General features: G+C 64.3%; 19 protein-coding genes and 1 pseudogene. 11 read left to right on the top strand and 9 right to left on the bottom strand.

Annotation, left to right across the window (positions count from 1 at the left end; genetic code table 11):
• Positions 1-11: 11 nt before the first annotated feature.
• Together modB and modC are read left to right on the top strand one after the other, a co-directional pair.
• A complete protein-coding gene (gene modB / locus RX330_RS03655) occupies positions 12-707 on the top strand; it encodes a molybdate ABC transporter permease subunit (RefSeq protein ID WP_317242107.1) in 696 nt (231 codons plus the stop codon).
• Positions 708-709: 2 nt separating this feature from the next.
• A complete protein-coding gene (gene modC, locus RX330_RS03650) occupies positions 710-1,372 on the top strand; it encodes a molybdenum ABC transporter ATP-binding protein (RefSeq protein ID WP_317242106.1) in 663 nt (220 codons plus the stop codon).
• A gap of 73 nt (positions 1,373-1,445) precedes the next feature.
• On the opposite strand, the gene RX330_RS03645 is transcribed toward modC, so the two are convergent.
• Entirely contained in the window at positions 1,446-3,239 is a 1,794-nt protein-coding gene (locus tag RX330_RS03645) for a potassium/proton antiporter (protein WP_212079655.1), read from the bottom strand.
• 207 nt (positions 3,240-3,446) lie between these two features.
• Between RX330_RS03645 and RX330_RS03640 the strand changes: the two genes are divergently transcribed.
• The 5 genes and pseudogenes from RX330_RS03640 to RX330_RS03620 form a co-directional block, all read left to right on the top strand.
• Positions 3,447-4,763, top strand: coding sequence for a mechanosensitive ion channel family protein (locus RX330_RS03640; protein WP_212079654.1), 1,317 nt, complete (start codon positions 3,447-3,449; stop codon positions 4,761-4,763).
• Positions 4,764-4,939: 176 nt separating this feature from the next.
• Positions 4,940-5,758, top strand: a complete 819-nt coding sequence (map, locus tag RX330_RS03635; RefSeq protein WP_212079653.1) for a type I methionyl aminopeptidase — start codon at positions 4,940-4,942, stop codon at positions 5,756-5,758.
• A 90-nt stretch (positions 5,759-5,848) separates the two neighbouring features.
• Positions 5,849-6,562: a RadC family protein gene (gene radC, locus RX330_RS03630; protein WP_317242105.1), complete on the top strand. Its 714-nt coding sequence runs from the start codon at positions 5,849-5,851 to the stop codon at positions 6,560-6,562.
• An 810-nt stretch (positions 6,563-7,372) separates the two neighbouring features.
• The gene (locus RX330_RS03625) at positions 7,373-10,453 is read left to right on the top strand and encodes a CHAT domain-containing tetratricopeptide repeat protein (RefSeq protein ID WP_317242104.1); all 3,081 of its coding nucleotides are present in this window, start codon (positions 7,373-7,375) and stop codon (positions 10,451-10,453) included.
• A 228-nt stretch (positions 10,454-10,681) separates the two neighbouring features.
• A pseudogene (locus RX330_RS03620) lies at positions 10,682-10,843 on the top strand (JAB domain-containing protein); the annotation flags it as partial.
• Between the two features lie 6 nt (positions 10,844-10,849).
• Here the strand turns inward: RX330_RS03620 and RX330_RS03615 are convergent.
• From RX330_RS03615 to RX330_RS03585, 7 genes are all read right to left on the bottom strand, one after another.
• Positions 10,850-11,659 (bottom strand): tetratricopeptide repeat protein, encoded by an 810-nt coding sequence (locus tag RX330_RS03615; RefSeq protein ID WP_317242103.1) that lies wholly within the window; start codon positions 11,657-11,659, stop codon positions 10,850-10,852.
• Between the two features lie 75 nt (positions 11,660-11,734).
• Complete coding sequence (locus RX330_RS03610; RefSeq protein ID WP_212079650.1) at positions 11,735-12,109, bottom strand: hypothetical protein; 375 nt, start codon at positions 12,107-12,109, stop codon at positions 11,735-11,737.
• A 101-nt stretch (positions 12,110-12,210) separates the two neighbouring features.
• Positions 12,211-12,903 (bottom strand): AprI/Inh family metalloprotease inhibitor, encoded by a 693-nt coding sequence (locus RX330_RS03605; RefSeq protein ID WP_317242102.1) that lies wholly within the window; start codon positions 12,901-12,903, stop codon positions 12,211-12,213.
• Complete coding sequence (locus tag RX330_RS03600) at positions 12,903-13,892, bottom strand: 2-hydroxyacid dehydrogenase (RefSeq protein ID WP_317242101.1); 990 nt, start codon at positions 13,890-13,892, stop codon at positions 12,903-12,905. Before RX330_RS03600 ends, RX330_RS03605 begins: the two co-directional genes overlap by 1 nt.
• Complete coding sequence (locus RX330_RS03595; protein WP_317242100.1) at positions 13,892-14,710, bottom strand: ABC transporter permease; 819 nt, start codon at positions 14,708-14,710, stop codon at positions 13,892-13,894. Before RX330_RS03595 ends, RX330_RS03600 begins: the two co-directional genes overlap by 1 nt.
• Positions 14,707-15,522, bottom strand: coding sequence for an ABC transporter ATP-binding protein (locus RX330_RS03590; protein WP_317242099.1), 816 nt, complete (start codon positions 15,520-15,522; stop codon positions 14,707-14,709). The genes RX330_RS03595 and RX330_RS03590 overlap by 4 nt, the downstream gene beginning before the upstream one ends.
• 98 nt (positions 15,523-15,620) lie before the next feature.
• The gene (locus RX330_RS03585; protein WP_212079646.1) at positions 15,621-16,643 is read right to left on the bottom strand and encodes an ABC transporter substrate-binding protein; all 1,023 of its coding nucleotides are present in this window, start codon (positions 16,641-16,643) and stop codon (positions 15,621-15,623) included.
• 154 nt (positions 16,644-16,797) lie between these two features.
• On the opposite strand from RX330_RS03585, the gene RX330_RS03580 reads away from it, so the two are divergent.
• The 3 genes from RX330_RS03580 to RX330_RS03570 all read left to right on the top strand — a co-directional run bounded on the left by RX330_RS03580 (position 16,798) and on the right by RX330_RS03570 (position 20,380).
• On the top strand, positions 16,798-17,604 hold the full coding sequence (locus tag RX330_RS03580) for a creatininase family protein (protein ID WP_317242098.1): 807 nt from the start codon (positions 16,798-16,800) through the stop codon (positions 17,602-17,604).
• Positions 17,605-17,744: 140 nt separating this feature from the next.
• Positions 17,745-18,008, top strand: a complete 264-nt coding sequence (locus tag RX330_RS03575) for a hypothetical protein (RefSeq protein WP_212079644.1) — start codon at positions 17,745-17,747, stop codon at positions 18,006-18,008.
• A 365-nt stretch (positions 18,009-18,373) separates the two neighbouring features.
• Positions 18,374-20,380 carry a carbohydrate porin gene (locus RX330_RS03570; RefSeq protein ID WP_375847559.1) on the top strand — a complete coding sequence of 669 codons (2,007 nt, stop codon included), beginning with the start codon at positions 18,374-18,376 and terminating at the stop codon, positions 20,378-20,380.
• Between the two features lie 30 nt (positions 20,381-20,410).
• Here the strand turns inward: RX330_RS03570 and RX330_RS03565 are convergent, their stop codons facing one another.
• Positions 20,411-22,486 (bottom strand): methyl-accepting chemotaxis protein, encoded by a 2,076-nt coding sequence (locus RX330_RS03565; RefSeq protein ID WP_317242096.1) that lies wholly within the window; start codon positions 22,484-22,486, stop codon positions 20,411-20,413.
• Positions 22,487-22,724: 238 nt separating this feature from the next.
• On the opposite strand from RX330_RS03565, the gene RX330_RS03560 reads away from it, so the two are divergent.
• Complete coding sequence (locus RX330_RS03560; protein ID WP_317242095.1) at positions 22,725-24,020, top strand: hemolysin family protein; 1,296 nt, start codon at positions 22,725-22,727, stop codon at positions 24,018-24,020.
• Positions 24,021-24,028 lie beyond the last annotated feature (8 nt).

Raw genomic sequence — 24,028 nt, 5'->3', positions numbered from 1 at the left:
TCTGCGCATTGATGTCCGAGATTTCTCCCGCCGAATGGACCGCGATCCTGCTCTCGCTCAGGGTCGCGATCATCGCAACGCTGGTGGCGACGCCATTCGGCATCGCGCTGGCGTGGCTGCTGGCACGGCGCGATTTCTGGGGCAAGTCGCTGCTCGATGCGCTCGTGCATCTGCCGCTGGTGCTGCCGCCTGTCGTCACCGGCTATCTGCTGTTGTTGACGTTCGGCCGTAGGGGCCTGGTCGGCGGCTTCCTCGCCGACCATCTCGGCATCGTGTTCTCGTTCCGCTGGACCGGCGCGGCGCTGGCCTGCGGGGTGATGGCGTTTCCGCTGCTGGTGCGCCCGATGCGGCTGTCGATCGAGGCAATCGACCGCCGGCTCGAGCAGGCCGCCGAGACGTTAGGGGCCGCGCCCTGGAAAGTATTCTTCACGGTGACGCTGCCGCTGGCGCTGCCCGGCGTGCTCGCCGGCATGGTGCTCGGCTTTGCCAAGGCGATCGGCGAGTTCGGCGCGACCATCACCTTCGTCTCCAACATTCCCGGCGAGACCCAGACGATTTCCTCCGCGATCTACTCGCTGATCCAGACGCCGGACGGCGACGCCGCCGCGGGCCGGCTCGTGATCGTCTCGATCGTGCTGGCATTGGGCGCGCTGATCGCGGCCGAATGGTTCGCGCGCCGCGCCACAGCGCGATTGCACGGGAACTGATCATGCTGCGGGTCGACATCGAAAAGCAGCTCGGCGAGTTCTCGCTGTCCGCGACCTTCACCAGCGAAGGCCGCGTCATCGGCCTGTTCGGCGCCTCCGGCGCCGGCAAGACCTCGCTGGTGAACATGATCGCAGGGCTGCTGCGGCCCGACCGCGGCAGCATCGTCATCGACGGCGAGACCGTCGACGACACCGCTTCCGGCATCCATGTCCCGACCTGGCGCCGCCGCATCGGCTATGTCTTTCAGGACGCGCGGCTGTTCCCGCATCTCACCGTCGCGCAGAATCTCGATTACGGCCGGCGCATGAACGGCCTCGCGCCCGATCCTGCTCAGCACACGCGCGTCGTCGACCTGCTCGATATCGGCGCTCTGCAGGGTCGCCGCCCCGGAAAGCTCTCCGGCGGCGAGCGGCAGCGCGTCGCGCTTGGCCGCGCGCTGCTGTCGAAGCCGCGACTCCTGCTGCTCGACGAGCCGCTCGGCGCGCTCGACGAGGGCCGCAAGCTCGAGATCCTGCCCTATCTGGTGCGACTGCGCGACGAGGCCAATGTGCCGATGGTCTATGTCAGCCACGACGCCGCCGAGCTGCGCCAGCTCGCGACGCAGATCGTGATGCTGAAGCAGGGCCGCGTGACGAGCCTTGGCGGGGTGAAGGTGCTGGCGTGAGGGGCATGCGGGCATGTTTGGCCTGCTTTCGCTTCACCACCAATGTCATGCCCGGCTAAGGCGATGGTGAGTGCTATACTCCCGCAACCGACGCCCACACATCGGCAAGCTTCTTCCGCAGCGCCTTCGCCCGCGTCAGCGGCGGCGGCGTCTCGTCCTCTTCCGGCAGGCGCAGACCGACGACGCTGACGCGGCCTCCGGAGATGCTGCGCGCGACCAGCACGATCTCGTCCAGCGCGAGCTCGGCACCCTCCTTCGGCGCATGGTCGAGATGGATGTCGAAATAGTCGGCGAGCGTGAGCTTGCTCTCGTCCTCGCTCACTTTCACACCGTAGATCTCGGCGAGCTCGGCGAGCGTGTGCTCGCCGGAGACCATGAAGTCGCCGAGCAGATGCGGATCCGGCGCCGAGCTCGACTGCATGTCGACGAAGAAGCGGTCCAGCGACTCGGCTTTTTCCGGCGGCGCCAGCAGGTAGATGTAGTCGCCGGGCGCGATCGGATCGGCTTCCGTCGGCGTCAGGATGTGCTCGTTGCGGATGACCAGTGTCGGTTTGGACCAGGACGGGATCAGGCCGCGGCGGAAGTACAGACTCTTGGGCCGCACCGGATAGCCGACCAATTGCTGTTCGAGCTGGCCGGGCAGATCCAGCTCGACACGCCGCGGGCCGCGCTCGGCGCGCGGCAGCGCCACGTGCAGCTTGCGCGCGGCCGGCGCCAGGGTCCAGCCCTGCAGGAGCAGCGAGATGATCACGACGACGAAGGCGACGTCGAAATAGAGATAGGCCTTGGACAGGCCGACCAGCATCGGGATCGAGGCCAGGAAGATCGCCACGGCGCCGCGCAGGCCGGTCCAGGCGATGAAGATCTTTTCGCGCCAGTTGAAGCGGAACGGCGCCAGGCACACGAAGACCGCGATCGGCCGCGCCACCAGCATCAGCACCAGCGCGACGGCGACCGCCGGCAGCACGCTGGTGCCGAGCCGGCTCGGCGAGACCAGCAGGCCGAGCAGCACGAACATCACGATCTGCGCCAGCCAGGTCGCGGCATCGAGGAAGGCCACGACGGAGTTATGTGCGCGCGTCGGCCGGTTGCCGATGATGATGCCGGCGAGATAGACCGCGAGGAAGCCGGAGGCATGCATCATCTGCGAGCCGCCGAAGATCACCAGCGCGCCCGTGGTCACGAACGGTGCATGCAGGCCCTGCGGCAGCGCCACCTTGTTGAGCGCGATGACGACGAGGCGACCGCCGATGACGCCGACGATGGCGCCCAGCACGGCCTCCTGGATGAACTCCATCAGCACATGGCCGGGCGAGCTCGAGCCGACCGAGATGTACTCGACCAGCATCAAGGTGAGAAAGATCGCGAAGGGGTCGTTGGTGCCGGATTCCACCTCCAGCGTCGCGCCGACACGCGGGCGCAGCCGCAGGCCCTGCGTGTGCACCAGCAGGAACACGGCCGCCGCGTCGGTCGAGGCCACCACGGCACCGACCAGCAGCGACTCCGTCCAGTTGAGATCGAGCGCGAATCTGGCGAACGGCGCCGTGATCAGCGCGGTCAGGAGCACGCCGATCGTCGCAAGCACCATGGACGGCGCCAGCACGGTGCGGATGCTGGCAAAGCGCGTCCTGAGGCCGCCGTCGAACAGGATCAGGGCAAGCGCCACCGAGCCGACCAGGTAGGTGGTGCGGACGTCGTCGAACTGGAGCTGGCCGGGACCGGAATCCCCGGCGAGCATGCCGACCGCAAGGAAGACCAGCAGCAGGGGCGCGCCGAAGCGGAGTGCCAGAAGGCTCGACAGGATGCCGGCCATGACGAGCACGGCACCGAGCAATATGGCGAGGCTGACGGAGTCGAGAGAGGCCATCCACCTTCCGGGTCAAAACAGCTGGAATGGCATCCTTATCGTCGGGGGACTCGCGCGCCAACCCATTTTCGTTCCTCGCGGCAATCTGCCCGCACTTTACGGCCTTAACGTACATCACATGCCGGTGTATCGATGGCCCGGCCGCGCCCTTTGTGGGATTCTGCCCTCCCTCGAATCAATTCCTTCCGCAGCTTGCCGACGAGACCGATGGACATGGACCTCAAGGACTTCATGGAGTTCGTGCAGACCACCGCGCGCAGCGTCGGGGCGGAAATCTCCTCGCCCTGGTTCTACCTGCAATTCGGCCTCATTCTGGCCGCGGCCGGCATCGCCTATGCCGCCGAGACCGCCGTCCGCAGCCGGATCGACATGACCTCGCTGGCGATGCGCTGGCCGCTGCCGCTCCGGCACTTCGCCAGGGTGATGGTCTCCAGCGCCTCGACGGCGGTGTTCACCCTGCTCGTGATCATCTCCCGCGTGGTGATGTACCACGCGACCTGGCCGAGCCGCTCCTATCTCCTGATGGTCGCCGCCAAGCTCGGACTGGCCTGGCTCGCGATCCGGCTCGTGACCTCGGTGCTGCGCAATGCCTTCATCGTCAAGCTGGTGTCGATCACGGCGTGGTTTCTCGCAGCGCTCTCGATCCTCGGCCAGCTCGATACGACGGTCGACCTGCTCGATTCCTACGCGATCGTGCTCGGCGGCCTCAGGCTGACCCCGCTGCTGGCGCTCAAGGCCGGCGCGCTCCTCCTCATCGCGCTCTGGGCCACCAACATCGCGAGCAATTTCGCCGAGAGCCGGATCAACGCGACCACCGATCTGACGCCATCGGTGCAGGTGCTGCTGGTCAAGATCATCCGCATCGGGCTGCTTGCGGTCGCGATCGTGATCGCGCTCGGCGCGGTCGGCATCGATCTTTCGGCGCTCGCGGTGTTCTCCGGCGCGGTCGGCGTCGGCATCGGTATCGGCCTGCAGAAGATCGTGGCCAACTTCATCTCGGGCATCATCCTGCTTGCCGACAAGTCGGTGAAGCCCGGCGACCTCGTCACCATCGGCGACAATACCGGCCGCATCAGCGCGATGAAGACGCGTTATATTTCGGTCGCCGCCGGAGACGGCCGCGAGTTCCTGGTGCCGAACGAGGATCTGGTGACGCAAAAGGTCGTCAACTGGACCTATACCGACAAGAACACGCTGGTGAAGATCGCCTTCGGCACCAATTACGACGCCGATCCCCGTCTGGTCTGCACGCTCGCCGCGGAGACCGCCGCCGCCCATCCGCGCGCGCAGAAGGGCAAGCCGCCGACCTGCATCCTGACCGAGTTCGCGGAAGCCGGGATGAAATTCTCGCTGACCTTCTGGATCGCCGATCCCGACGGCATGGACAAGGTCAAGAGCGACGTGATGCTGGGGCTGTGGGACGCCTTCAAGCACGAGGGCATCCGGGTTCCCTACCCCGTCCGCGAAATCCGCATCCGCAGCGGCGCGCTGCCGGTGGAAAGCACCGTAGAAGTCCCGAATTAGGCCCGCTTTCGGGTGCAAGGAGCCGGTAAGGTTCTCGTTTTCTTCACGCGAGCCGGCAGCCACTTCGCTCGAAAACGCTCTGCCTTAGCTTGCATGAAGGCCCGCAATCATTAAATTGGGGCCTGAAATCAAGCCTTTTCGCCGAAATCTGGACAGCCCCGGAAGACCGCACAAGCATGAGCTACGTCGAAGCCACCGATACCTCCCTGCGCAAGACCGGACAGATCAAGCTGCATGGACCGAGCGCCTTTGCCGGCATGCGCAAGGCGGGCGCGCTGGTGGCCAAGTGCCTGGACGAGCTCACCGACATCGTCGGGCCCGGCGTGCCGACCGAGCGCATCGACCAGTTCGTCCGCGACTTCGCCTTCAGCAACAATGCCTATCCGGCGACGCTGATGTATCGCGGCTACCGCTATTCGACCTGCACCTCGCTCAACCACGTGGTCTGCCACGGCATGCCCGGCGACCGTCCGCTGAAGGAAGGCGACATCGTCAACATCGACGTCACCTTCATCGTCGACGGCTGGTACGGCGATTCCAGCCGGATGTATGCGATCGGCCCGATCGCGCGCAAGGCGGAGCGGCTGATCGAGGTGACCTATGAAGCGATGATGCGCGGCATCGCCGCGGTGAAGCCCGGCGCCACCACCGGCGATATCGGTCACGCCATCCAGAGCTTCGTCGAGCCGCAGGGCATGAGCGTGGTGCGCGATTTCTGCGGCCATGGTTTGGGCCGCATGTTCCACGACGAGCCGAACATCATCCATATCGGCCGGCCCGGCGAAGGCGTGCAGCTCAAGCCCGGCATGTTCTTCACCATCGAGCCGATGATCAATCTCGGCAAGCCGCATGTGAAGATCCTCTCCGACGGCTGGACCGCGGTGACCCGCGACCGCTCGCTGTCGGCGCAGTTCGAGCACTCGGTCGGCGTGACGGCCACGGGCGTCGAGATCTTCACGCTGTCGGAGCGGCACGGCGAGAAGCAGATCGGGTGAGTCTCTCAGGTACATCGGCTTCGCCTGAAGCCGATTGCCGCCGCAATTGACGGTTGCAAAAGCGCCGGTCCCCGGCAATGCTGGCTCCCGATGCCCGCCAAGACCAACCACGATAAGAGCAAGACTGAGGACGCGCCGCACTATCACGGCCATCGCGAGCGGCTGCGCGAGCGCTTCTACAGCGCGGGGGCGGATGCACTGAGCGACTACGAGCTGCTGGAGATGGCGCTGTTTCCGGCGCTGCCGCGGCGCGACACCAAGCCGCTCGCCAAGCTGCTGATCAAGACCTTCGGCTCCTTCGCCGAGGCCGTGCATGCGCCGGTGGCGCGCTTGCGCGAGGTCGACGGCATCGGCGAGTCCGCGATCAACCAGCTCAAGCTGATTGCCGCCGCGGCGCACCGCGTTGCCAAGGGCGAGGTCAACAGCCGCAACGCGCTGTCGTCCTGGAACGAGGTGATCGCCTATTGCCGTACCAGCATGGCGTTCGCCGACAAGGAGCAGTTTCGCCTGCTCTTCCTCGACAAGCGCAACCAGCTCATTGCCGACGAGGTGCAGCAGACCGGCACCGTCGACCACACCCCGGTCTATCCGCGCGAGGTGATCAAGCGCGCGCTGGAATTATCCGCAACCGCGCTGATCCTCGTGCATAACCACCCCTCCGGCGACCCCTCGCCGTCGCAGGCCGACATCCAGATGACGAAAGCGATCATCGACATCGCAAAGCCGCTGGGAATTGCCGTGCACGATCACATCATCGTCGGCAAAGGCGGGCACGCCAGCCTGCGCGGGATGCGGTTGATCTAGATGAGATCAGAAGACCTGCTTGGCGACTTTCAAATGCTCTTCAGCGGCCCTGAATCCGCTGTCAGCTTTTTTGTCTTTTGGCCATCTCTGTTTGTCGATGCAAGCTTGCGCGGGTCGTACCCATTGCTGCGAGGGCCCCGTTGATGGATGCAAGCGGGACGGCAATCGCTTTTGCCTGGTTGACCGTTGCGCTCCCGCCGCTCGCTTCTCTCCAGTACTTCATAACCAATCGGAATAATCGCTGCGGGCTCCGTCGGAGCATGTTCGATCCTCGCAGGTGATTTTCTCGAAGGCCTGACTGGGCATGACCGCTGAGCGCACGGTTGCAGGTCTGCTGTTGGCACGAAGCAGACCAACCGCATTGTTCGGTGGAGGTCCGTTGATCGGGGCGAAGCGGACGTCGCCTTTCCTGGCTGAGAAGGCAGCTTTTGACCCGGAGCAGACTTGCGGGCAGGGATCGCGTCAGCGTGGGATCCGTCCCGAACGCTGACACGGTGGACAGACCCCGTGGCGATCCGTGCAGTCCGCTGGGAACGTCTTCCATTTGTTTGGTTTCCCCACCCGGCATCCATTGCTGGAGTTCTTGCCGAAATGCCTGCGCAAGACGGTACGACCGGTCATCAACGCGCCGCAGTCGCCACCACGATATTGACCACATCGGCGAGGCCAGTAGAGTGTTCGAAAATTGAGATCATGAAGGTTTAGGTGAGGATCGGCGTAGTCCCATGGCGAATTTGGCCCCCTACATTCTGAGGAGGAACAATGGCTATGCTATTTGCTGTTCCGCCCCGTGTCTTCCACGGAGTAAATATGCAGGCGACTGCGGTCGTCGCTGGCGCACTGATCATTGCGGCGGTTGGTTCAGCGGTACCTCAGCAGTTCGTCGCGCCACCTCGGACCATCGCTGACATCACCGCAATACTCGACCAAGAGAAGCCCGACCCGGGGAGGCTGGGCGCGATCCGCAATCGTGCGGGTGAGCAACCGTTCCCCGGCCTTAAGGCTGCCGATGAGGCGAAGTTTTACTACCACCGCTGCAGGGCCCATTCGGCCATCGGTGACTATCGCAAAGCGATAGTAGATTGTGAACGAGCTGTTCAGCTCGGCCGCGGATCAATGGACATTCACGAAATCAGCAGGCTGCGGCAAGGCTTGGCGATCCAGTACAATATCATCGGCGATCCCAAGCAGGCCTTGGCCGTGTTGCTGCAGATCGCGCGGGAGACCAACGTCAAGGGCGCACAAGGCTGGGGCTTCAACACCAACCGACACATCACCGAGAACTACGTGCTACTTGGTGACTTCAACCAGGCGGAAGCCTTTGTACGGCGCAGCCAGGCGCTGCTTCAGGAAGCGAAGGGCTGGCCCTCATTTACCGGGTATCAGCGCGCCAGCTGGACTGCGGATGTGGAGCAGAGCCGGGCGCGCCTGTTTGAAGGTCGTGGTCAGTTCCAGGAGGCCGAGCAGGCTTTCAAACGCGCCGAAACACTCCGTCGGGAGTCGCTCGGCCTTTCGCATACCCTTGCCAAAGGCATAAAGACGCCGCCCGGCCAGTTGGAGGGAGCGATCGACGAGACCATCGCCCTGCAGGGTCGCATGAAGGCGCGACAAGGCAAGTTCGCCGAAGGCGAGGCGGACGTGCGGCGAGCGCTGCTCAGCCGCCTTAAATCTAATGGCAAGTACAGCCTGGGTGCCAGCGCCATGGTCGCCCAGCTCGCCAATTTGATGGTCGAGCAGGGTCGATTCGCAGAGGCCGAACAGCTGATGCGTGTGCAGATCGACGTGCAGAAGACACTTGGCGTGCCCCAGGATTCACAGATTTACGCCAATGCGCTGAGTCAGCTGGCGTCCGTCCTCAATCTGCTTAGCCGCTGGACTGATGCCGCCGCGGCTTACGCCGAGCTCGAGGCCTCGACCAAGGGCTGGGAGCCCGCCCGCCGTGAAGGCCTGCAGCTCAACCCCGATCTTATTGCGGCGCTCTATTCCACCAACGTCCAGGCTGGCCTCGCCGCCGCTGAACGCCTGGTGATGCGGCAGAAGCAGCGCTACGGTGATCAGCACATCGATACGGCCCTTTCGCGCGGTCTCGTCGGCATCGGCCTCCTGAAGTCCGGACGCGACGTCGATGCGTTGCGCGAGTTCAAGCTTGCGGTGCCGATCCTTATGGCGCGCTCGCGCGAGACCGACGATGACGATGCCACCGCTTCCGCCGCGCGTGAGAGGCGCGCGCAGATCGTGGTGGAATCCTATATTGCGCTGTTGGCGCGTCTGGGCAATAGCGCGGCCGCCGATCCGGCGACCGAAAGCTTCCGCCTGGCCGATGCGGTTCGTAGCAGCTCAGTGCAACGTGCGCTCGCTGCTTCAAGTGCGCGAGCTACCGCAGCCAATCCGGCGTTGGCGGACCTTGTTCGCAAGAGTCAAGATTTGGGGAAGCAGGTCGGCGCACAACTGGGCCTGCTCAACAACATCCTCGCAATGCCGCAGGCCGAGCGCGACGAGAAGGCGCTCACGACGCTGCAGGCCGACATTGAAAAGATGCGTAGCGCACGCGACGCAGCCAAAAAGGAGCTCGCGGGCAAATTCCGCAACTATGCAAATCTTGTCGAACCGACACCGCCGACGGCCGAAGAGGTCCGCGCGGTGTTGCAGCCCGGCGAGGCGTTTCTGTCGTTCTATTTCGGGCGGGAGGCTAGCTTCGTCTGGGCCGTCGGCAAGTCAGGGCCGGTTGCATTCACCGCCATCCGGGCGACGGCGGGCGAGATCGATGAGAAAGTGCAGAAGTTGCGCGAGGCGCTGGAGCCGAACGCACCGATGATCTCAGATATTCCGCCGTTTGATACAGCACTGGCACACGAGCTTTACACGCTATTGCTCAAGCCGGTGGAGGCCGGCTGGAAGGAAGCCAAGAGTCTGGTCGTCGTCACCAACGGCGCGCTCGGTCTGCTGCCGCTCGGGCTGCTCCCGACTGCGCCCGCCGAAGTGAAGTCGGGCGATGAACTGCTATTCTCCGGCTATCGGAGTGTGCCTTGGCTCGCGCGAACCCATGCCGTCACCTTGGTGCCGTCGGCGGCGGCCCTGCGAACGCTGCGACAATTGCCGCCGGGCTCGGAAAAGCGCGAGCCGATGGTCGGCTTCGGCGATCCGCTGTTCAGTCAGGAGCAGGCATCTGCGGTGGTGCAAACGTCCGAAACGGCCACCCGAGGCCTGCCGTTGATGCGTCGCAATACGCCACAGACGGAGGGCGTTGATAGCGCGCAGCTCTCGCTGCTGCATCGTCTACCAGATACCACTGATGAGCTGAAGTCGATCGCGACCGCGCTTCAGGCCGATCCTTCCAAGGTTCTCAATCTCGGCAGGGCGGCCAATGAAGCTGTGGTGAAGAAGACGGACCTGTCGAAATTCAAGATCATCGTCTTTGCAACCCACGGCCTGATCCCTGGCGAACTCGATGGTCTTCATCAACCGGCTCTCGCCCTCAGCGCGCCGGACGTGGCTGGCGTACCCGGAGACGGGTTACTCACCATGGAGGAAATCCTGGCGCTCAAGCTTGATGCCGACTGGGTAGTGCTGTCAGCTTGCAACACGGGGGCGGGAGCAGGCGCCGGAGCCGAAGCCGCGTCCGGCCTCGGCCGAGCGTTTTTCTATGCCGGCACTCGGGCAATCTTGGTAACCAATTGGTCAGTGCATTCCGCTTCGGCGCGCGAGCTTGTCAGCGACCTGTTTGCACGCCAGACCGCCGATCGCAAGCTGAAGCGCGGCGAAGCGCTGCGTCAGGCTTCGATCGCGTTGCTCGAAGGCCCCGGTTTCAAGGACGCTGGCGGCAACTCGCTATTCAGCTATGCGCATCCCCTGTTCTGGGCACCTTACACGATCATCGGCGATGGCGACTGATGTCGCCTATTGGCACTTCTCGGACACCGAGTGTAAAGGCAGAATGTCTGCTATTGAGGTAAGATAAGAAGTCTGTTGATGATAGGCAGTGACCGAAACGGCGCCTTCGCTTCCTATCGTGATGATCACAAACGATCACTTCTTACAGTCCCCTCTCCGCGTCCCCTACTACTACAATAACCTGAAAGCCGATCGTATCTCCAACAAGATGATCGAAGCGATAGGTTCATGCACAATCACCCCTCCGGCGCCCCCTCGCCGTCGCAGGCCGACATCCAGATGACGAAAGCGATCATCGACATCGCAAAGCCGCTGGGGATTGCCGTGCACGACCACGTCATCGTGGGCAAGAACGGGCATGCCAGCCTGCACGGGCTGCGGTTGATCTAGATGAGATCAGAACACCTGCTTGGCGACTTTCAAATGCTCTTCAGCGGCCCTGAATCCGCTGAATGCCTTGAGCGTCAGGGCGGTCGGTTGCGGCTTCCATTCGGCAACGAGTTTCTCGGCCTTCTCGAGCTCCGGCTTGGCCAACGTGGAAGCCATCTCGTTCACGTTCTTGGGCGGCGCCACCTTCGAGAGCTTGAAATAGGCGTACGACAGGGACAGATCCCTCGGCGTTCCCTTTCCCGCTGAATAGGCACGGGCCAGGCTGAAGAGGGCTTCGGGAAGCCCCTGATCGCCAGCCATCTTCCACCATTTCAGCGCTTCTTCCGAATTGCCTTGTCGGTCATAGATGACCGCGACATCGTGCTGGGCCCGGGCATAGCCGGCCTTGGCGGAAACGAGCTTGTATTTCAGCGCTTGATCCGAGTCGGTTGCGATGACGCCCGCGCCCTGGCCGTCATAGTAGCAACCGAGCTTGTAGGCCCCCAGCGGGTGGTCGGCCGCGGCCGATTTCTGAAACCATTGGAATGCCTGGCTGCGATCCTGCTGTGTGCCGATGCCGTTATTGTGCATCATGCCGACATGATATTGCGCCTCGGCATCTCCGCGATTGGCCAAGGCCACCATCGCATTGAAGGTGCGGGTGTCGTTCGCGTTGGCGGGCATCGCGAAAACGAGAAGGCAGGCGAACGCAAGGGCGACGAATCTCATATCAAGAGCCCGATCCGGTCTGACCATTGTATCTTGGTCACCAGTGCGTAAGAAAAGTTCAAATCTGGCAGAACTCGAGACGATCGGCGAATTCGGCGGCGGGGCCACAAGCCGGGCGCATCAACGTTTGATTGCGCCGACAAATTGGCACACGCAGTGTCGCGACAAGCGAGTGCCGTCAGCTCAAGGCTTGACCCAGCGCAGCACCGCCTCGGAGGTGTCGGCCGGCGTGGTGTTGAAGCATATCGCGGCCTCTGGTGCCAGGCGGTGGACGAGGTTGAGCACCTTCTCGAACAGCAGCAATCGCTCCTTCGGCTCGCGCAGGCCCGCACCGATCACGATGCAGTCGAATCGCTCATCGCGCAGCGCCGCCGTCACGGCGGCCTCGGCGGCCGCATCGAGATCGATCAGGCAGCTCGTGACCTCGAAACCGAGGCCGCGCAAGCGCAACAGCTGCGCCTCGATGTAGCTGCGGACATGTTCGGGCGTGAGTTGCGGGAATGCGGAATAATCCGCATTGCCGGGTTCGATGCCGATGGCGAGGATGCGCTTGGCCATGCCGGATCTCCCAACGGAACCACCTCTTCCGTCAACGAGATGCCCGGGCTGCGGGTTCCGTTTCGCGTAGCATCATGCGGCGGCGCGGAATGCTGGACCGCCTATTGCCGCAGCAAGATCAGGGAATCGGCGGTGTCGGGGACGCGCCGCCACTGCGCATTGTCGTCGGCCTCGAACTGCCAGGCGTCGCCTGATTTCGACATCAGGATGATCTGGCCGCGCTCGAGCCGCCATTGCGTCGGATTGAACTGCGCGATGGCCGCGTCGCATCTCGGCTTGAGGAAGACCTGGAAATTGTCCGGCCCCGCCTCGGTGTTGGTCAGCGTCAGCCCGCACAGTGGCTGGCCGTTGCCCCGCACCATCGACCAATCACCGATCATCTGGTCCATCGACTTGGCCATGGCACGCGCGGCGGCGAGGTCTTGCAGGATGTAAACGCCCTCGCCCTGGCGCAAGCCTTCGAAGATGCCGGCCTCGACCTCGGTGAAGTCGATCACGGCCTCACCGGTGGCGTCCTGCAAGCGGACGATGTCGAGCCCCCTGACGTTCCAGGAGGCGATGTCCTTGGTGAAGGGCAGCGCGGTCTTGCAGGCCGGCTCGAGCTCCAGCTTGAAGCCCTGCCCCGCGGCATCGCCCTTGAGGGTGACGACGCAGGTCTTGCTGCGCTCGGTGGTCGAGAGCTCCCATTGCCCGGGCATCGACTTCTTCAGGGCCGCCGCATCCTGCGCATGCACATGGCCGATCGCGGCCGAGCAGGCCGCGACGGCGAATGCAACGGCCCGAAGAGCTGTCATCAGCGCCCCTTGAATGGCGTTTCGGCAACCGGCGTCAACGGCGCCTTGCCTGAGAACCATGACTTGAGGTTGTCGACCACGAGCTGATCCATGGCGTTGCGCGTCACCACCGAGGCCGAGCCGATATGCGGCAGCAGCACGACGTTCTGCATGGCCTTGAGCTCGTCCGGCACGTTCGGCTCGGCCGCGAACACGTCGAGGCCGGCGGCCAGGATGGTGCCCGATTTCAGCGCCTGGACCAGCGCCGGCTCGTCGACCACCGAACCGCGCGCGACGTTGATCAGCACGCCGCGCGGGCCGAGCGCCTTCAGCACCTCGGCGTTGATCATCTTGTTCGTAGCCGCGCCGCCGGGCACGATCACCATCAGCGTATCCACCGCCTTCGCCATCTCGATCAGATCAGGATAGTGCTTGTAGGAGACGTCCTTGGATGGGTTGCGCGAGTGATAGACCACCGGCACCAGCGAGGCATCTAGCCGGCGCGCGATGGCCTGGCCGATGCGGCCCATGCCGACGATGCCGACCTTGCGATCACGCAGCGAACCGACGCTGAGCGGATAGTTCTGCGTCTGCCACAGCCCGGAGCGGACGTAGCGGTCGGCCTTGATGAACTCGCGCAAGGTCGAGATCAGAAGGCCCATCGCGACGTCGGCGACCTCCTCGGTCAGCACGTCGGGCGTGTTGGTGACGATGATGTTGTGCTCGGCCGCATATTTGGCGTCGACGTGGTCGTAACCGACGCCGAAGCTCGCCACCATCTCGATCTTGGGCAGCTGCGACAGCGACTCCTTGTCGGCGCGCACGGTGTGATAGGTCACTGCGACGCCGCGGATTTTTTCGCGGATCGCCGGCGTCAGCCGCTCGAGGTCACCGCGCGTCTCGGCCTTGTGCACGACGAAATGGTCGGAAAACCCGTTCTCGAGGATCGGCCGCACCGGCCCATAGATCAGGAGGTCGATCTTTTCGGACGAAATCGAACCGGCAGCCATCAGTTTTCCTTTCCAAGCGCGCTCTCATGCCAGCGCCGTAAAACGAGGTGCGAAACTAGCGCCAGCACCCCATAGATGACAATCCCGGCCAGCGACAACAGCAGCAGCGCTGCGAACATGCGGGGTATGTTCAATCGATAGCCCGATTCAGCGATCCGGTAGGCGAGCCCGGAGCCGGCACCGGCTGTTCCCGCCGCGATCTCCGCCACGACCGCACCGATCAGCGACAAGCCGCCGGCAATGCGCAAGCCGCCGAGAATGTGGGGCAGTGCCGCGGGGAGCTTGAGGAAACGCAGCGTTTGCCGTGGCGAGGCGCCATAGAGCTGGAACAGGCCGGCGAGGTTGCGATCGACCGAATTGAGCCCGAGCGTGGTGTTGGACAGCACCGGGAAGAAGGCGACGATGAAGGCACAGACCACGACCGCGGTCTGCTGTTCCAGGTAGATCAGGAGCAGCGGCGCGATCGCGATCACCGGCGTCACCTGCAGGACGACGGCATAGGGAAATAGCGAATACTCGACCCATTTCGACTGGTTGAACAGCAGAGCCAGTGCAATGCCGCCAATGCTGGCGGCCGCAAAGCCTTCGAGCGTCGTCAAAAGCGTGGTCGCGAGCGATTGCGACAGCACCGCCCAGTCCTTGATTAGCGTCAGGATGATGATTGAGGGCGCCGGCAGCACGTAGGGCGGGATCTCTCTGATGCGGACCAGCAGTTCCCAGGCGAGGAGGCCGGCGGCGAACACGATGACGGGAAGCACGAACCGCAGCGCGCGTCGCGCAGCTCGCGGTTTCGCGGTGACGGTCGCTTGCGCGTTCATAGCGTCGACTGCTCCGCATAGGACGGCGCAAGCGCGGCCGACACTTTCCGGCAATAATCGGAATAGGCGGCTGAGGTGCGAAACGCCTCGCCGCGCGGCTCGACCGTTTCAATGCGGATATCGGCCTGGATGCGGCCTGGCCGCGCCGTCATCACCACCACACGCTGCGACAGATAGACGGATTCGAACACCGAATGGGTGACGAAGATGACGGTCTTGCCAAGGCGGCGCCACAGCGCGAGCAGATCGTTGTTGAGACGGAAGCGCGTGATCTCGTCGAGCGCGGCGAACGGCTCGTCCATCAGGAGGATATCAGGGTCGGTGACGAGTGCGCGCGCCAGCGACACCCGCATCTTCATGCCGCCGGAGAGCTCGCGCGGAAACGCGTCGGCGAAATCGGCGAGCCCGACGCTGGCGAGCGCCGCGTCGGCACGCGCGCACGCCTCCGCCTTCGGAACGCGCCCAAGCCGCAACGGCAGCCGCACGTTCTCGCGCACGCTGGTCCAGGGCATCAGTGTCGGCTCCTGAAACACGAAGCCGATGCCATGACCGGGGTGCGGGACGCCCTCGCGGCGCGCCACCCGCACGATTCCGGAAGACGGCGTGCTGAGCTCTGCGATGATGCGGAGCACCGTCGACTTGCCGCAACCGGACGGCCCCAGCAGCGAGATGAACTCGCCCTTGCGCACAGCGAGGTCGAACGGGCCGAGCGCCATGACGCCATTGTCATAGGTCTTCGTCACGCCGCGCAGGCTGACGGCGAGCGCCGTCAGGCTGGCCTCGACGGCGGACGACGTCGAGCGCTCTACCATTGATCGCAAGCTGCCGTTCGGCGCCGCGGGTCGACCACCTCGCCCCAATGGGGAGAGGTGAGCGATGCCGCCCCACCCTGGTCCGGTCTCAGCATCGGCTACGGCTTGCTCGGGCGCAGCTCGACGCCGACGCCCTTGTTGACAAAGCGCAGTGTGTAGGATTTGCGGAAGTCGAGATCCGCCTTCACGACGCCGGCCTTGACCATCTTGTTGAAGAAGGACGTGTAGCGCTCGTCGCTCATCGCGCCGATGCCGTTCTTCAAGCTGTCACCGGAATCGACGATGCCGTGTTCCTTCATCTTGGTGACGGAATAGGCGAGCAGATCGTCGGTCATCTCCGGATTGAGCTTCTTGATCAGGGCGTTGCCGGCGGAATTGTCGCGGTAGATGTAGTTGTACCAGCCGATCATGGAGGCATCGACGAAACGCTGGACCAGATCGGGCTTCTTCTCGACGATGTCGCGGCGGGTCTCGACCAGGGTCGAATAGGTGTTGAAGCCGTAATCGGCGAGCAGCAGCACGTTCGGCTTGAAGCCGGCGGCCTTCTCCACCGCGAAGGGCTCGGAGGTGACGTAGCCCTGCATGGCGCTCTTGGGATTGGCGATGAACGGCTGCGGATTAAAATTATAGGGACGGACGTTCTTCTCGCTGAAGCCATATTCGGATTTCAGCCATTGGAAGTAGCTGGTCATGCCTTCCTTGGAGACGAACAGCGTCAGCGGCTTGAGGTCCTCGATCTTGCCGACCTTGACGTCGGGCTGCGTCAGCATCACCTGCGGGTCCTTCTGGAAGATCGCGGCGATGGTGATGACGGGGACGTTGTTGGCGACCGCGTCGAACGACATCAGCGTGTTCGCGGCCATGAAGAAATCGATCTTGCCGGCGATCAGGAGCATCCGGTTGTTCTCGTTGGGACCGCCCGGGATGATGGTGACGTCGAGCCCGTATTTCTTGTAGGTGCCGTCGGCGACCGCCTGGAAGAAGCCGCCATGCTCGGCCTCGGCGACCCAGTTGGTGCCGAAGGTGACCTTGTCCAGCGTCTCGGCACGCGCCGGGACGCCGCAGACGAAAGCGGCCATCAGGCCCGCCGTGAGCACTCGCCGCAGATGAAAGGGGGTCATAATGGCACTCCGTCGACCGCTTCCGGCCAATCGCGTCTGGCTCATGAGAACACAACGCGATAAAACCGCATGACATTCACGGGGACGCGAACCCAGCGGGTCCGCATCCCCTCATAACCCAAATTACGTGACAAATTCGGGCAAAGAAACCTTGATGACGCCATCCCGCGACTGGACCGACATCCGCTGGGCCGATGCGCCCCCTGCGGAGATGTCCCGCTGGATCGCGGTGCTGCCGCTGGCGGCGACCGAGCAGCACGGCCCGCATCTGCCTGTCACAACCGACGTGCTGATCGCGGATGCGTATCTGGCGCGGGTGCGTGAGCTGTTGCCCGAGAGCATTCCAGCGACGTTCCTTCCCGTTGAGCCGGTCGGGATTTCCACCGAGCATATCGATTATCCCGGCACGCAGACGTTGCCGACCGACGTCGCGGTGAAGCGATGGACTGATATCGGCGAGGATGTCGCGCGACGCGGCGTGAAGAAGCTCGTCATCATCACCAGCCATGGCGGCAACAGCGCGGCAATGATGTTGATCGCGCAGGATTTGCGCGCGCATCAAAAACTGTTCGTCGTGACGACGTCCTGGTCGCGGCTGTCGGGCGCCGACAAATTGTTCCCGGCCGACGAAGTGCGGCACGGCATTCATGGCGGCGCCATCGAGACCTCGATCATGCTGGCGCGCTATCCCGATCAGGTGCGCAAAGATGCCATCGCGGATTTTCCCGCGAGCAGCATCGCGATGGAAAAGCAGTATCGCTGGCTGTCGACGCAGCGGCCTGCACCGTTCGCCTGGCAGGCGCAGGATCTGAACGCCAGCGGCGCGATCGGCAACGCGACGCTTGCCGTCGCGGAAAAGGGCCAGCGGTTGATCGATCAGGGTGCGAGCGCCTTCTGCGAGCTCCTCACCGAAGTCGATAACTTCGACGTGAACAGGCTCGTCAAGGGCCCGCTCGGCTAACTCATATCCGCCTGGAATTGCTCGGGAAAACTCTTCCTTCCGGGAGCGGATTTGCCGCGTTCGAACCGGACGCGAGCAGCCTCCGTCAAACTGGTCACGCGGGCCACAACGGACCGCCTCAACCCCGGATGGAGTTTCACATGTCGATCAAGACCAAGATTGCCGCCATCGCTCTCGCTGCCCTCGCCGTGACCGGCAGCATCGCGTCCACCACGTCCTCGGCCGAAGCCAAGCAGCCCGGTTGGGTCTTTGGTGTCGGTGCCGGCATCGCCACCGCCGCCGTCGTCGGCTCCGCGATCGCCGCCACGAACGACCCCTATTATCACGGCTATCACCGCTGCGGCTGGGTCGCCCAGTACAACGCCTTCGGCCAGTACGTCGGCCGCGTTCGTACCTGCTACTGATTTGGGTATCTGAGGCCGATCTTACGTGGATCCTGCGTCCGACACGGGCGCCTCATCCACCCCGTGTCGTGCCCCCGACCCCGCCCGGCTGTCCCCCCGGGCGGGGTCATCCATTTGAGCCCCTGCGCATTTGTTGCAGCCGTGTCACACAGCGGTGCCAACCATCTTCCACGGCAACTCGCGCCAATTGCAATTGCGACTTAGTCGCAATAAGCTTCGCAGCAGGCACAGGACTTGGAAGATGTCGCGCCGGATCGATCTCGTCTGGGCGCGTGAGCAACCGGAACCTGATGACAGGGTCGTCGCGAATCGGCAGTGATGCCGGTTGTGCGGGTGGACATATTGGTGTTTTGGGGGCGTGCGTTTTGACGTTGAGAGGTCACAGACAGCGGTGCTTGCTGACCGTCGCGGCGATTGCCACTGGCGTACTGGCTTTGCCCGCCACAGGCACCGCGGCCGATCTTCCGTTGAAGGCCCCGGCGCTGAGAGCGGTCTACGACTGGACCGGGTTCTATGTCGGCGGTCATTTCGGCTATGGCGACGCAAGCTTCGGACCCGGCACCCATTCACTGCCGCTGCAAGGCGTGGTCCTGCCGCCCAGTGCCACCGGGTTCAGCGGCGGCTACCAGCTCGGCTACAATCGCCAGCTCGCGAACCGTGTCGTGCTCGGCATCGAGGCGGACTCCACGTTCACCGGCGCGCGCGATGTCGTCGCGCACGAGCGCTCGCCGGCTCCGTTCAACACCACGCTCGACTATGTCGGCACCGTACGCGGCCGCATCGGTTATGCGTTCGACCGCTTCATGCCTTTCGTCACCGGCGGTTTCGCCTGGGGCCATACCCATATCAACGTCAACGACGCCGACGGCGTCTCCGAGCTCTTTCCGGTTGGAAAGTATCAGACCGGCTGGACAGCGGGACTCGGCCTGGAATTCGCCGTCAGCGGCAACTGGACCGCCAAGGCCGAGTACGACTACGTCGCGCTGTCCCGGCGAACCTACGATCTCGGTGAATTCGGTCTCGCCAACGTCAATGTCGCACCGCGCGTTCACCTCTTCAAGCTCGGCCTCAACTATCAGTTCGGCGACACGCCCTGGATGGCGCCGGTCAACGCCAGGACGAAACTGCCGGAGTCCGGCGACTGGAACGTCCATGCCCAGACGACCGTGCTGCCGCAAGGCTACGGGCCGATCCGCTCGCCCTATGCAAGCCCGCAGAGCCTCCCCGGCGGCGGCCAGTTTCAGGCGACATGGACGACAACGGCCTTCCTGGGCGCACGGCTGTGGGACGGCGGCGAGTTCTACTTCAATCCCGAATTGGCGCAGGGTTTTGGCATCAACGGCACGCTCGGCCTTGCCGGCTTCTCCAACGGCGAGGCGCAGAAGGCCGGCGCGCCGTTCCCGAAAATCCGTGCGCAGCGCTACTATTTCAGGCAGACCTTTGGTCTCGGCGGCGAGCAGGAGGAAGTGCCCGATGCTCCGAACCAGCTCGCCGGCAAGCGTGACATCGACCGCGTCACCTTGATCGTCGGCCGCTTCGCCGTCGGCGACTTCTTCGACGGAAATTCCTACGCCAAGGATCCGCGCGCCGACTTCATGAACTGGGCGATGTGGGCGTCGGCCGCCTACGACTTCCCCGCCGATCTGCCCGGCTACACCCGCGGCGCGGTGGTCGAGCTCAATCGCAAGGACTGGGCCGTGCGCGCCGGCCTGTTCCAGGTCCCCGATGCGCCCAACAGCGATACACTGGTTTACAAGACCGGCGGCGCCGTCATCGAGTTCGAGGAGCGCCATTCGATCTTCGAGCAGCCCGGCAAATTGCGCGTCGGTACGTTCTACAACAGCGGCAATACCGCCAATTACCGCCAGGTGGTTGCGATCGCGGCTGCCAATCCTGCGCTCGACATCAACGACATCACGATCGCCAACCAGCGCGACCGTTCGAAATACGGCTTCTACGTCAATCTCGAGCAGCAGATCTACCAGGACGTCGGGCTGTTCGCGCGCGCAAGCTGGAACGACGGGCAGAACCAGATCCTGTCCTTCACCGACATCGACCGCAGTGTATCGGGCGGCCTGTCGATCAAGGGGAGCCATTGGGGGCGGCCGGACGATACGATCGGCATCGGCGGGGCCGTCAACGGTCTCTCCGACGCGCATCGCGATTTTCTCGCTGCCGGCGGCACCGGCCTGCTGATCGGCGACGGGCGGCTCAACTACAGCCCGGAACGTATCCTCGAAGCCTACTATGCATGGAAGCTCAATACCTGCACGACCATGACGTTCGACTACCAGTTCATCACGAACCCGGCCTATAACGCCGACCGCGGGCCGGTCTCGATCTTCTCGGGCCGCCTGCACGCCGAGTTCTAGCCCCAGGGACGGGCCGCATGCGTCTGTCGATTAGGCCGCCCGGATCGCGTCCAGGAATTTTCCGACCTCGACCTTGAGACGGCTGCTCTCGCCGGACAGTGATCTCGCCGATGCGAGCACGTTGGAGGAGGCCGATCCGGTCTGGCTTGCGCCGCGCTGCACGTCGACGATGCTGGCGGAGACCTGCTGGGTGCCGCGTGCCGCCTGCTGCACGTTGCGGGAAATCTCCCGCGTCGCGGCGCCCTGCTCCTCGACCGCCGCGGCGATTGCGGATGCGATCTCGGACATGCGGGAGATGGTGTCGCCGATCGACTTGATGGCGCCGACGGACTCTTCCGTCGCGGTCTGGATTCCCGAGACCTGCTGGCTGATCTCGCCGGTCGCCTTGGCGGTCTGCTCGGCGAGCGCCTTGACCTCGGAAGCGACGACCGCAAAGCCGCGTCCGGCCTCGCCCGCGCGCGCCGCCTCGATGGTGGCGTTGAGGGCGAGAAGATTGGTCTGGCCCGCGATCTGGCTGATCAGCTCGACGACGTCGCTGATCCGGCCCGCGGCCCGGGCAAGCTCGCCGACATGGTCGTTGGTCCGCCCTGCCTGCTGCACGGCTTCGCCGGCGATGCGCGCGGAGTCCTGCACCTGCCGGCTGATCTCGTCGACCGACGAGGCCATCTCCTCGGCCGCCGCGGCGACGGTCTGCACGTTGGTGGAAGCCTGTTCGGATGCGGCCGCGACGGTGGCGGTGACTTTCTCCGATTGATCGGCCGTGCTCGTCAGCGTTCCCGCGGACGATTCCAGCTCGGACGACGCCGACGACACCGTGTTGATCACGTCGCCGATCATGGCTTCGAACTCGCGCGCAATCTGGTCCATGCGCTGGCTGCGCCGGAGCTTCGCGTCGGCCTCGATGGCGGCAGCTTCGTCGGCTTCCTTCTTGGCAAGCAGTGAATCCTTGAAGTGCCGAAGCGAGCCCGTGACCTGGCCGATCTCGTCGTTGCGGCCCGTTGCGGGGATCTCGACCTCGTGCTGACCGGCGGCGAGCGTTCCGATCACGTCGGCGAGCTTCGCCAGCGGCGTCACCACGCGGCTGCGCAGCATCATGGTCACGCCGGCGAGAGTGCCGAGCAGCGCCAACACGGCGACGCCGGCGAGCGCGAGCATCGCAAGCGCACCATCGCGCGCAGCTGAGGCGCGCTCGGCCGCTTCCGCGAGCGCGGCATCGCGCACGCCGTAGAACATCTGGATCGCGGGCACGATGATCTTCGCGAGGTTGTCGGCGTCGGAGCTATACTTGCCGTCACTCCGCGCTGCGGGGATTTCCTTGTCCACGGCGATCGCGGCATTTCCAAAATAGGATTCCGTTGCCGCCTTCATCGCGGCCGCTATGCGGACCGGATTTCCGATTTGGTCGATGCCGGCCTCGATACGCTCGCGGTCGGCCTCCACGCGACCCTGCATGCGATCCATCAACGACAATTCGGCCGCCGTGAGCGGGCGGCGTGCGGACAGCGCCGGGGACAGCGTGGCAGCACGGCTGCCGGCGGACACCCGCAGATCCTGCGCGGTCCGCGCCAGGCTCAACAGTGCCGCAAGCGAGGAATCCGCATTGATGACCTTCGCTTCGAGCCGGTTCATCACGGGTTCTATATTGGCGAGGACCTCGGCAACACCGGGCAGGAAGCCCTTGATCGCGGCGCTGTCGCGTGCCGCCAGAGCAAGGCCCATTGCACGATCTGCCGACGCGGTGATCTCCTTCAGTCGCCGCGCGGCGCGGTCGAGATTTTCACTGATTGCTGCGCCGTCATCCAGCACCATGATGGCGCGCTTTGCGGCCTCGAAGCCGCCTTCGGCGGCTTTCGCGGCCTTTGCGGCGGCCTCGAGCTGAGCCTGGGTCGCAGCCGCTTCCTGGAAGATCGGGCCGATATAGGGAGCGCGAAGACTGGCGACGTGCTGGCTGGCCATCAGCGTCGCACCGAAAGCATCGACCGTCTTGATCGCGTCGGAGCGGTTCGTGAAGATGCGGGCCTGGGGTATCAGCACCTCGGCGCCGAGGATGACCGCAAAAACCGTCACCGTCAGCATCGACAGCGCAAAAAGCTTCCCAATCCGCATAAGGTCCCCCGAGTCCGTTTTCTGCAATGTCGAAAACCTAAACGCCGCCCGCTAAGACCCCGTTAAACACGGAGTCCCGTAGTTCCACGTGCGCCCGCGTGAGCTTGTTGGATCACCCCTTCCGCCACGCGGTTCCGGCGGGCTCCAATGCGACGAAACCGACGGCATTTCCGCGCCCAATACCTATATCGAGGCATGTGCCACCCATCCGGCCATACTCCCTTACCTCGGAACGCCAATGCTATCGGTCGAACTCGCCGTCGTCGTCGTCCTGATCGTCATCAATGGCCTCTTGTCCATGTCCGAGCTGGCCGTGGTCTCGTCCCGCCCGGCCCGGCTGTCGCTGCTCGCCGCCAAGGGCATTCGCGGCGCGGAGCGGGCGCTGATTCTGGCGGCAGATCCCGGCAAATTCCTCTCGACGGTGCAGATCGGCATTACGCTGGTCGGTGTGCTCTCCGGCGCATTCTCGGGCGCGACGCTCGGACAACGGCTGACGCAGTGGCTGCTCGAGCTTGGCTTGTCCCCCGGCATTGCCGACATCGTCGGCGTCGGCATGGTCGTCACGCTCATCACCTACGCCACCCTGATCGTCGGCGAGCTGGTGCCGAAACAGGTGGCGCTGCGCGACCCCGAGAGCATCGCGGTGAGGGTTGCGCCGGCGATGCACGTGCTTGCGAAGGTCTCGCTGCCGCTGGTCTTCCTGCTCGACGTCTCCGGCAGGCTGATCCTCACTTTGCTCGGCCGGGGCGGCAAGTCGGAGGAGAAGGTCTCGGAGGACGAGATCCATCACCTCGTCCGCGAGGCCGAGAGCGCAGGCGTGCTCGAGCCCGGCGAAAAGGAGATGATCGCCGGCGTGATGCGGCTCGGCGACCGGCCGGTCGGTGCGGTCATGACGCCGCGCACGGAGGTCGACGAGATCGACCTGAACGACGATTTGGCCGCCATCCAGGCGATCATCGCCAAGAGCCCGCACTCGCGCTTTCCCGTCTCCGATGGCGACCGCGACAAGCCGATCGGCGTGCTCCAGGCCAAGGACCTGCTGGTCGCTTATATGAACGAACGCAACCCGGACCTGCGCGCGCTCGTGCGTGAAGCGCCCGGCATCCCGGCCTCGGCCGACGCGCGCGACGTGCTGACCATCCTGAAGACCGCTCCGGTTCACATCGGCTTCGTCTACGACGAATACGGTGGCTTCGAAGGCATGGTGACGGCCGCCGACATCCTCGAGTCGATCGTCGGCGCCTTCCATTCGGAAGCGGGACCGCCGGAGCCGGCCTATGTCAGGCGCGCAGACGACTCGTTCCTGATCTCCGGCTGGATGCCGGTCGATGAATTCGGCGAGCTGCTCGGCATCGAATTGCCGCCACACCGCTACAACACGGTGGCGGGCCTGGTGCTGCAGCAGTTCAGCGCGCTGCCCGACGCCGGCGATGCCTTCGACTTCGGCGGCTGGCATATCGAGGTGATCGATCTCGATGGACGGCGCATCGACAAGATCCTGGCGAGCCGGTTGAGCGAGGTCGAGACGGGGTGAGTGAGCGA

This window comes from Bradyrhizobium sp. NDS-1 (assembly GCF_032918005.1).
Lineage (GTDB): Bacteria > Pseudomonadota > Alphaproteobacteria > Rhizobiales > Xanthobacteraceae > Bradyrhizobium > Bradyrhizobium tunisiense.
This window is presented reverse-complemented; position numbering and strand designations above follow the sequence as displayed.

Excerpts from the sequence above, each read along its gene's own strand:
- RX330_RS03580 (WP_317242098.1), top strand. The coding sequence starts at position 16,798 with ATGACGCCATCCCGCGACTGGACCGACATCCGCTGGGCCGATGCGCCC.
- map (WP_212079653.1), top strand. The coding sequence starts at position 4,940 with ATGAGCTACGTCGAAGCCACCGATACCTCCCTGCGCAAGACCGGACAG.
- modC (WP_317242106.1), top strand. The coding sequence starts at position 710 with ATGCTGCGGGTCGACATCGAAAAGCAGCTCGGCGAGTTCTCGCTGTCC.
- RX330_RS03575 (WP_212079644.1), top strand. The coding sequence starts at position 17,745 with ATGTCGATCAAGACCAAGATTGCCGCCATCGCTCTCGCTGCCCTCGCC.
- RX330_RS03585 (WP_212079646.1), bottom strand. The coding sequence starts at position 16,643 with ATGACCCCCTTTCATCTGCGGCGAGTGCTCACGGCGGGCCTGATGGCC.
- RX330_RS03645 (WP_212079655.1), bottom strand. The coding sequence starts at position 3,239 with ATGGCCTCTCTCGACTCCGTCAGCCTCGCCATATTGCTCGGTGCCGTG.
- RX330_RS03595 (WP_317242100.1), bottom strand. The coding sequence starts at position 14,710 with ATGAACGCGCAAGCGACCGTCACCGCGAAACCGCGAGCTGCGCGACGC.
- RX330_RS03610 (WP_212079650.1), bottom strand. The coding sequence starts at position 12,109 with ATGGCCAAGCGCATCCTCGCCATCGGCATCGAACCCGGCAATGCGGAT.
- RX330_RS03600 (WP_317242101.1), bottom strand. The coding sequence starts at position 13,892 with ATGGCTGCCGGTTCGATTTCGTCCGAAAAGATCGACCTCCTGATCTAT.
- RX330_RS03565 (WP_317242096.1), bottom strand. The coding sequence starts at position 22,486 with ATGCGGATTGGGAAGCTTTTTGCGCTGTCGATGCTGACGGTGACGGTT.
- RX330_RS03590 (WP_317242099.1), bottom strand. The coding sequence starts at position 15,522 with ATGGTAGAGCGCTCGACGTCGTCCGCCGTCGAGGCCAGCCTGACGGCG.
- radC (WP_317242105.1), top strand. The coding sequence starts at position 5,849 with ATGCCCGCCAAGACCAACCACGATAAGAGCAAGACTGAGGACGCGCCG.
- modB (WP_317242107.1), top strand. The coding sequence starts at position 12 with ATGTCCGAGATTTCTCCCGCCGAATGGACCGCGATCCTGCTCTCGCTC.
- RX330_RS03605 (WP_317242102.1), bottom strand. The coding sequence starts at position 12,903 with ATGACAGCTCTTCGGGCCGTTGCATTCGCCGTCGCGGCCTGCTCGGCC.
- RX330_RS03640 (WP_212079654.1), top strand. The coding sequence starts at position 3,447 with ATGGACATGGACCTCAAGGACTTCATGGAGTTCGTGCAGACCACCGCG.
- RX330_RS03625 (WP_317242104.1), top strand. The coding sequence starts at position 7,373 with ATGCAGGCGACTGCGGTCGTCGCTGGCGCACTGATCATTGCGGCGGTT.
- RX330_RS03560 (WP_317242095.1), top strand. The coding sequence starts at position 22,725 with ATGCTATCGGTCGAACTCGCCGTCGTCGTCGTCCTGATCGTCATCAAT.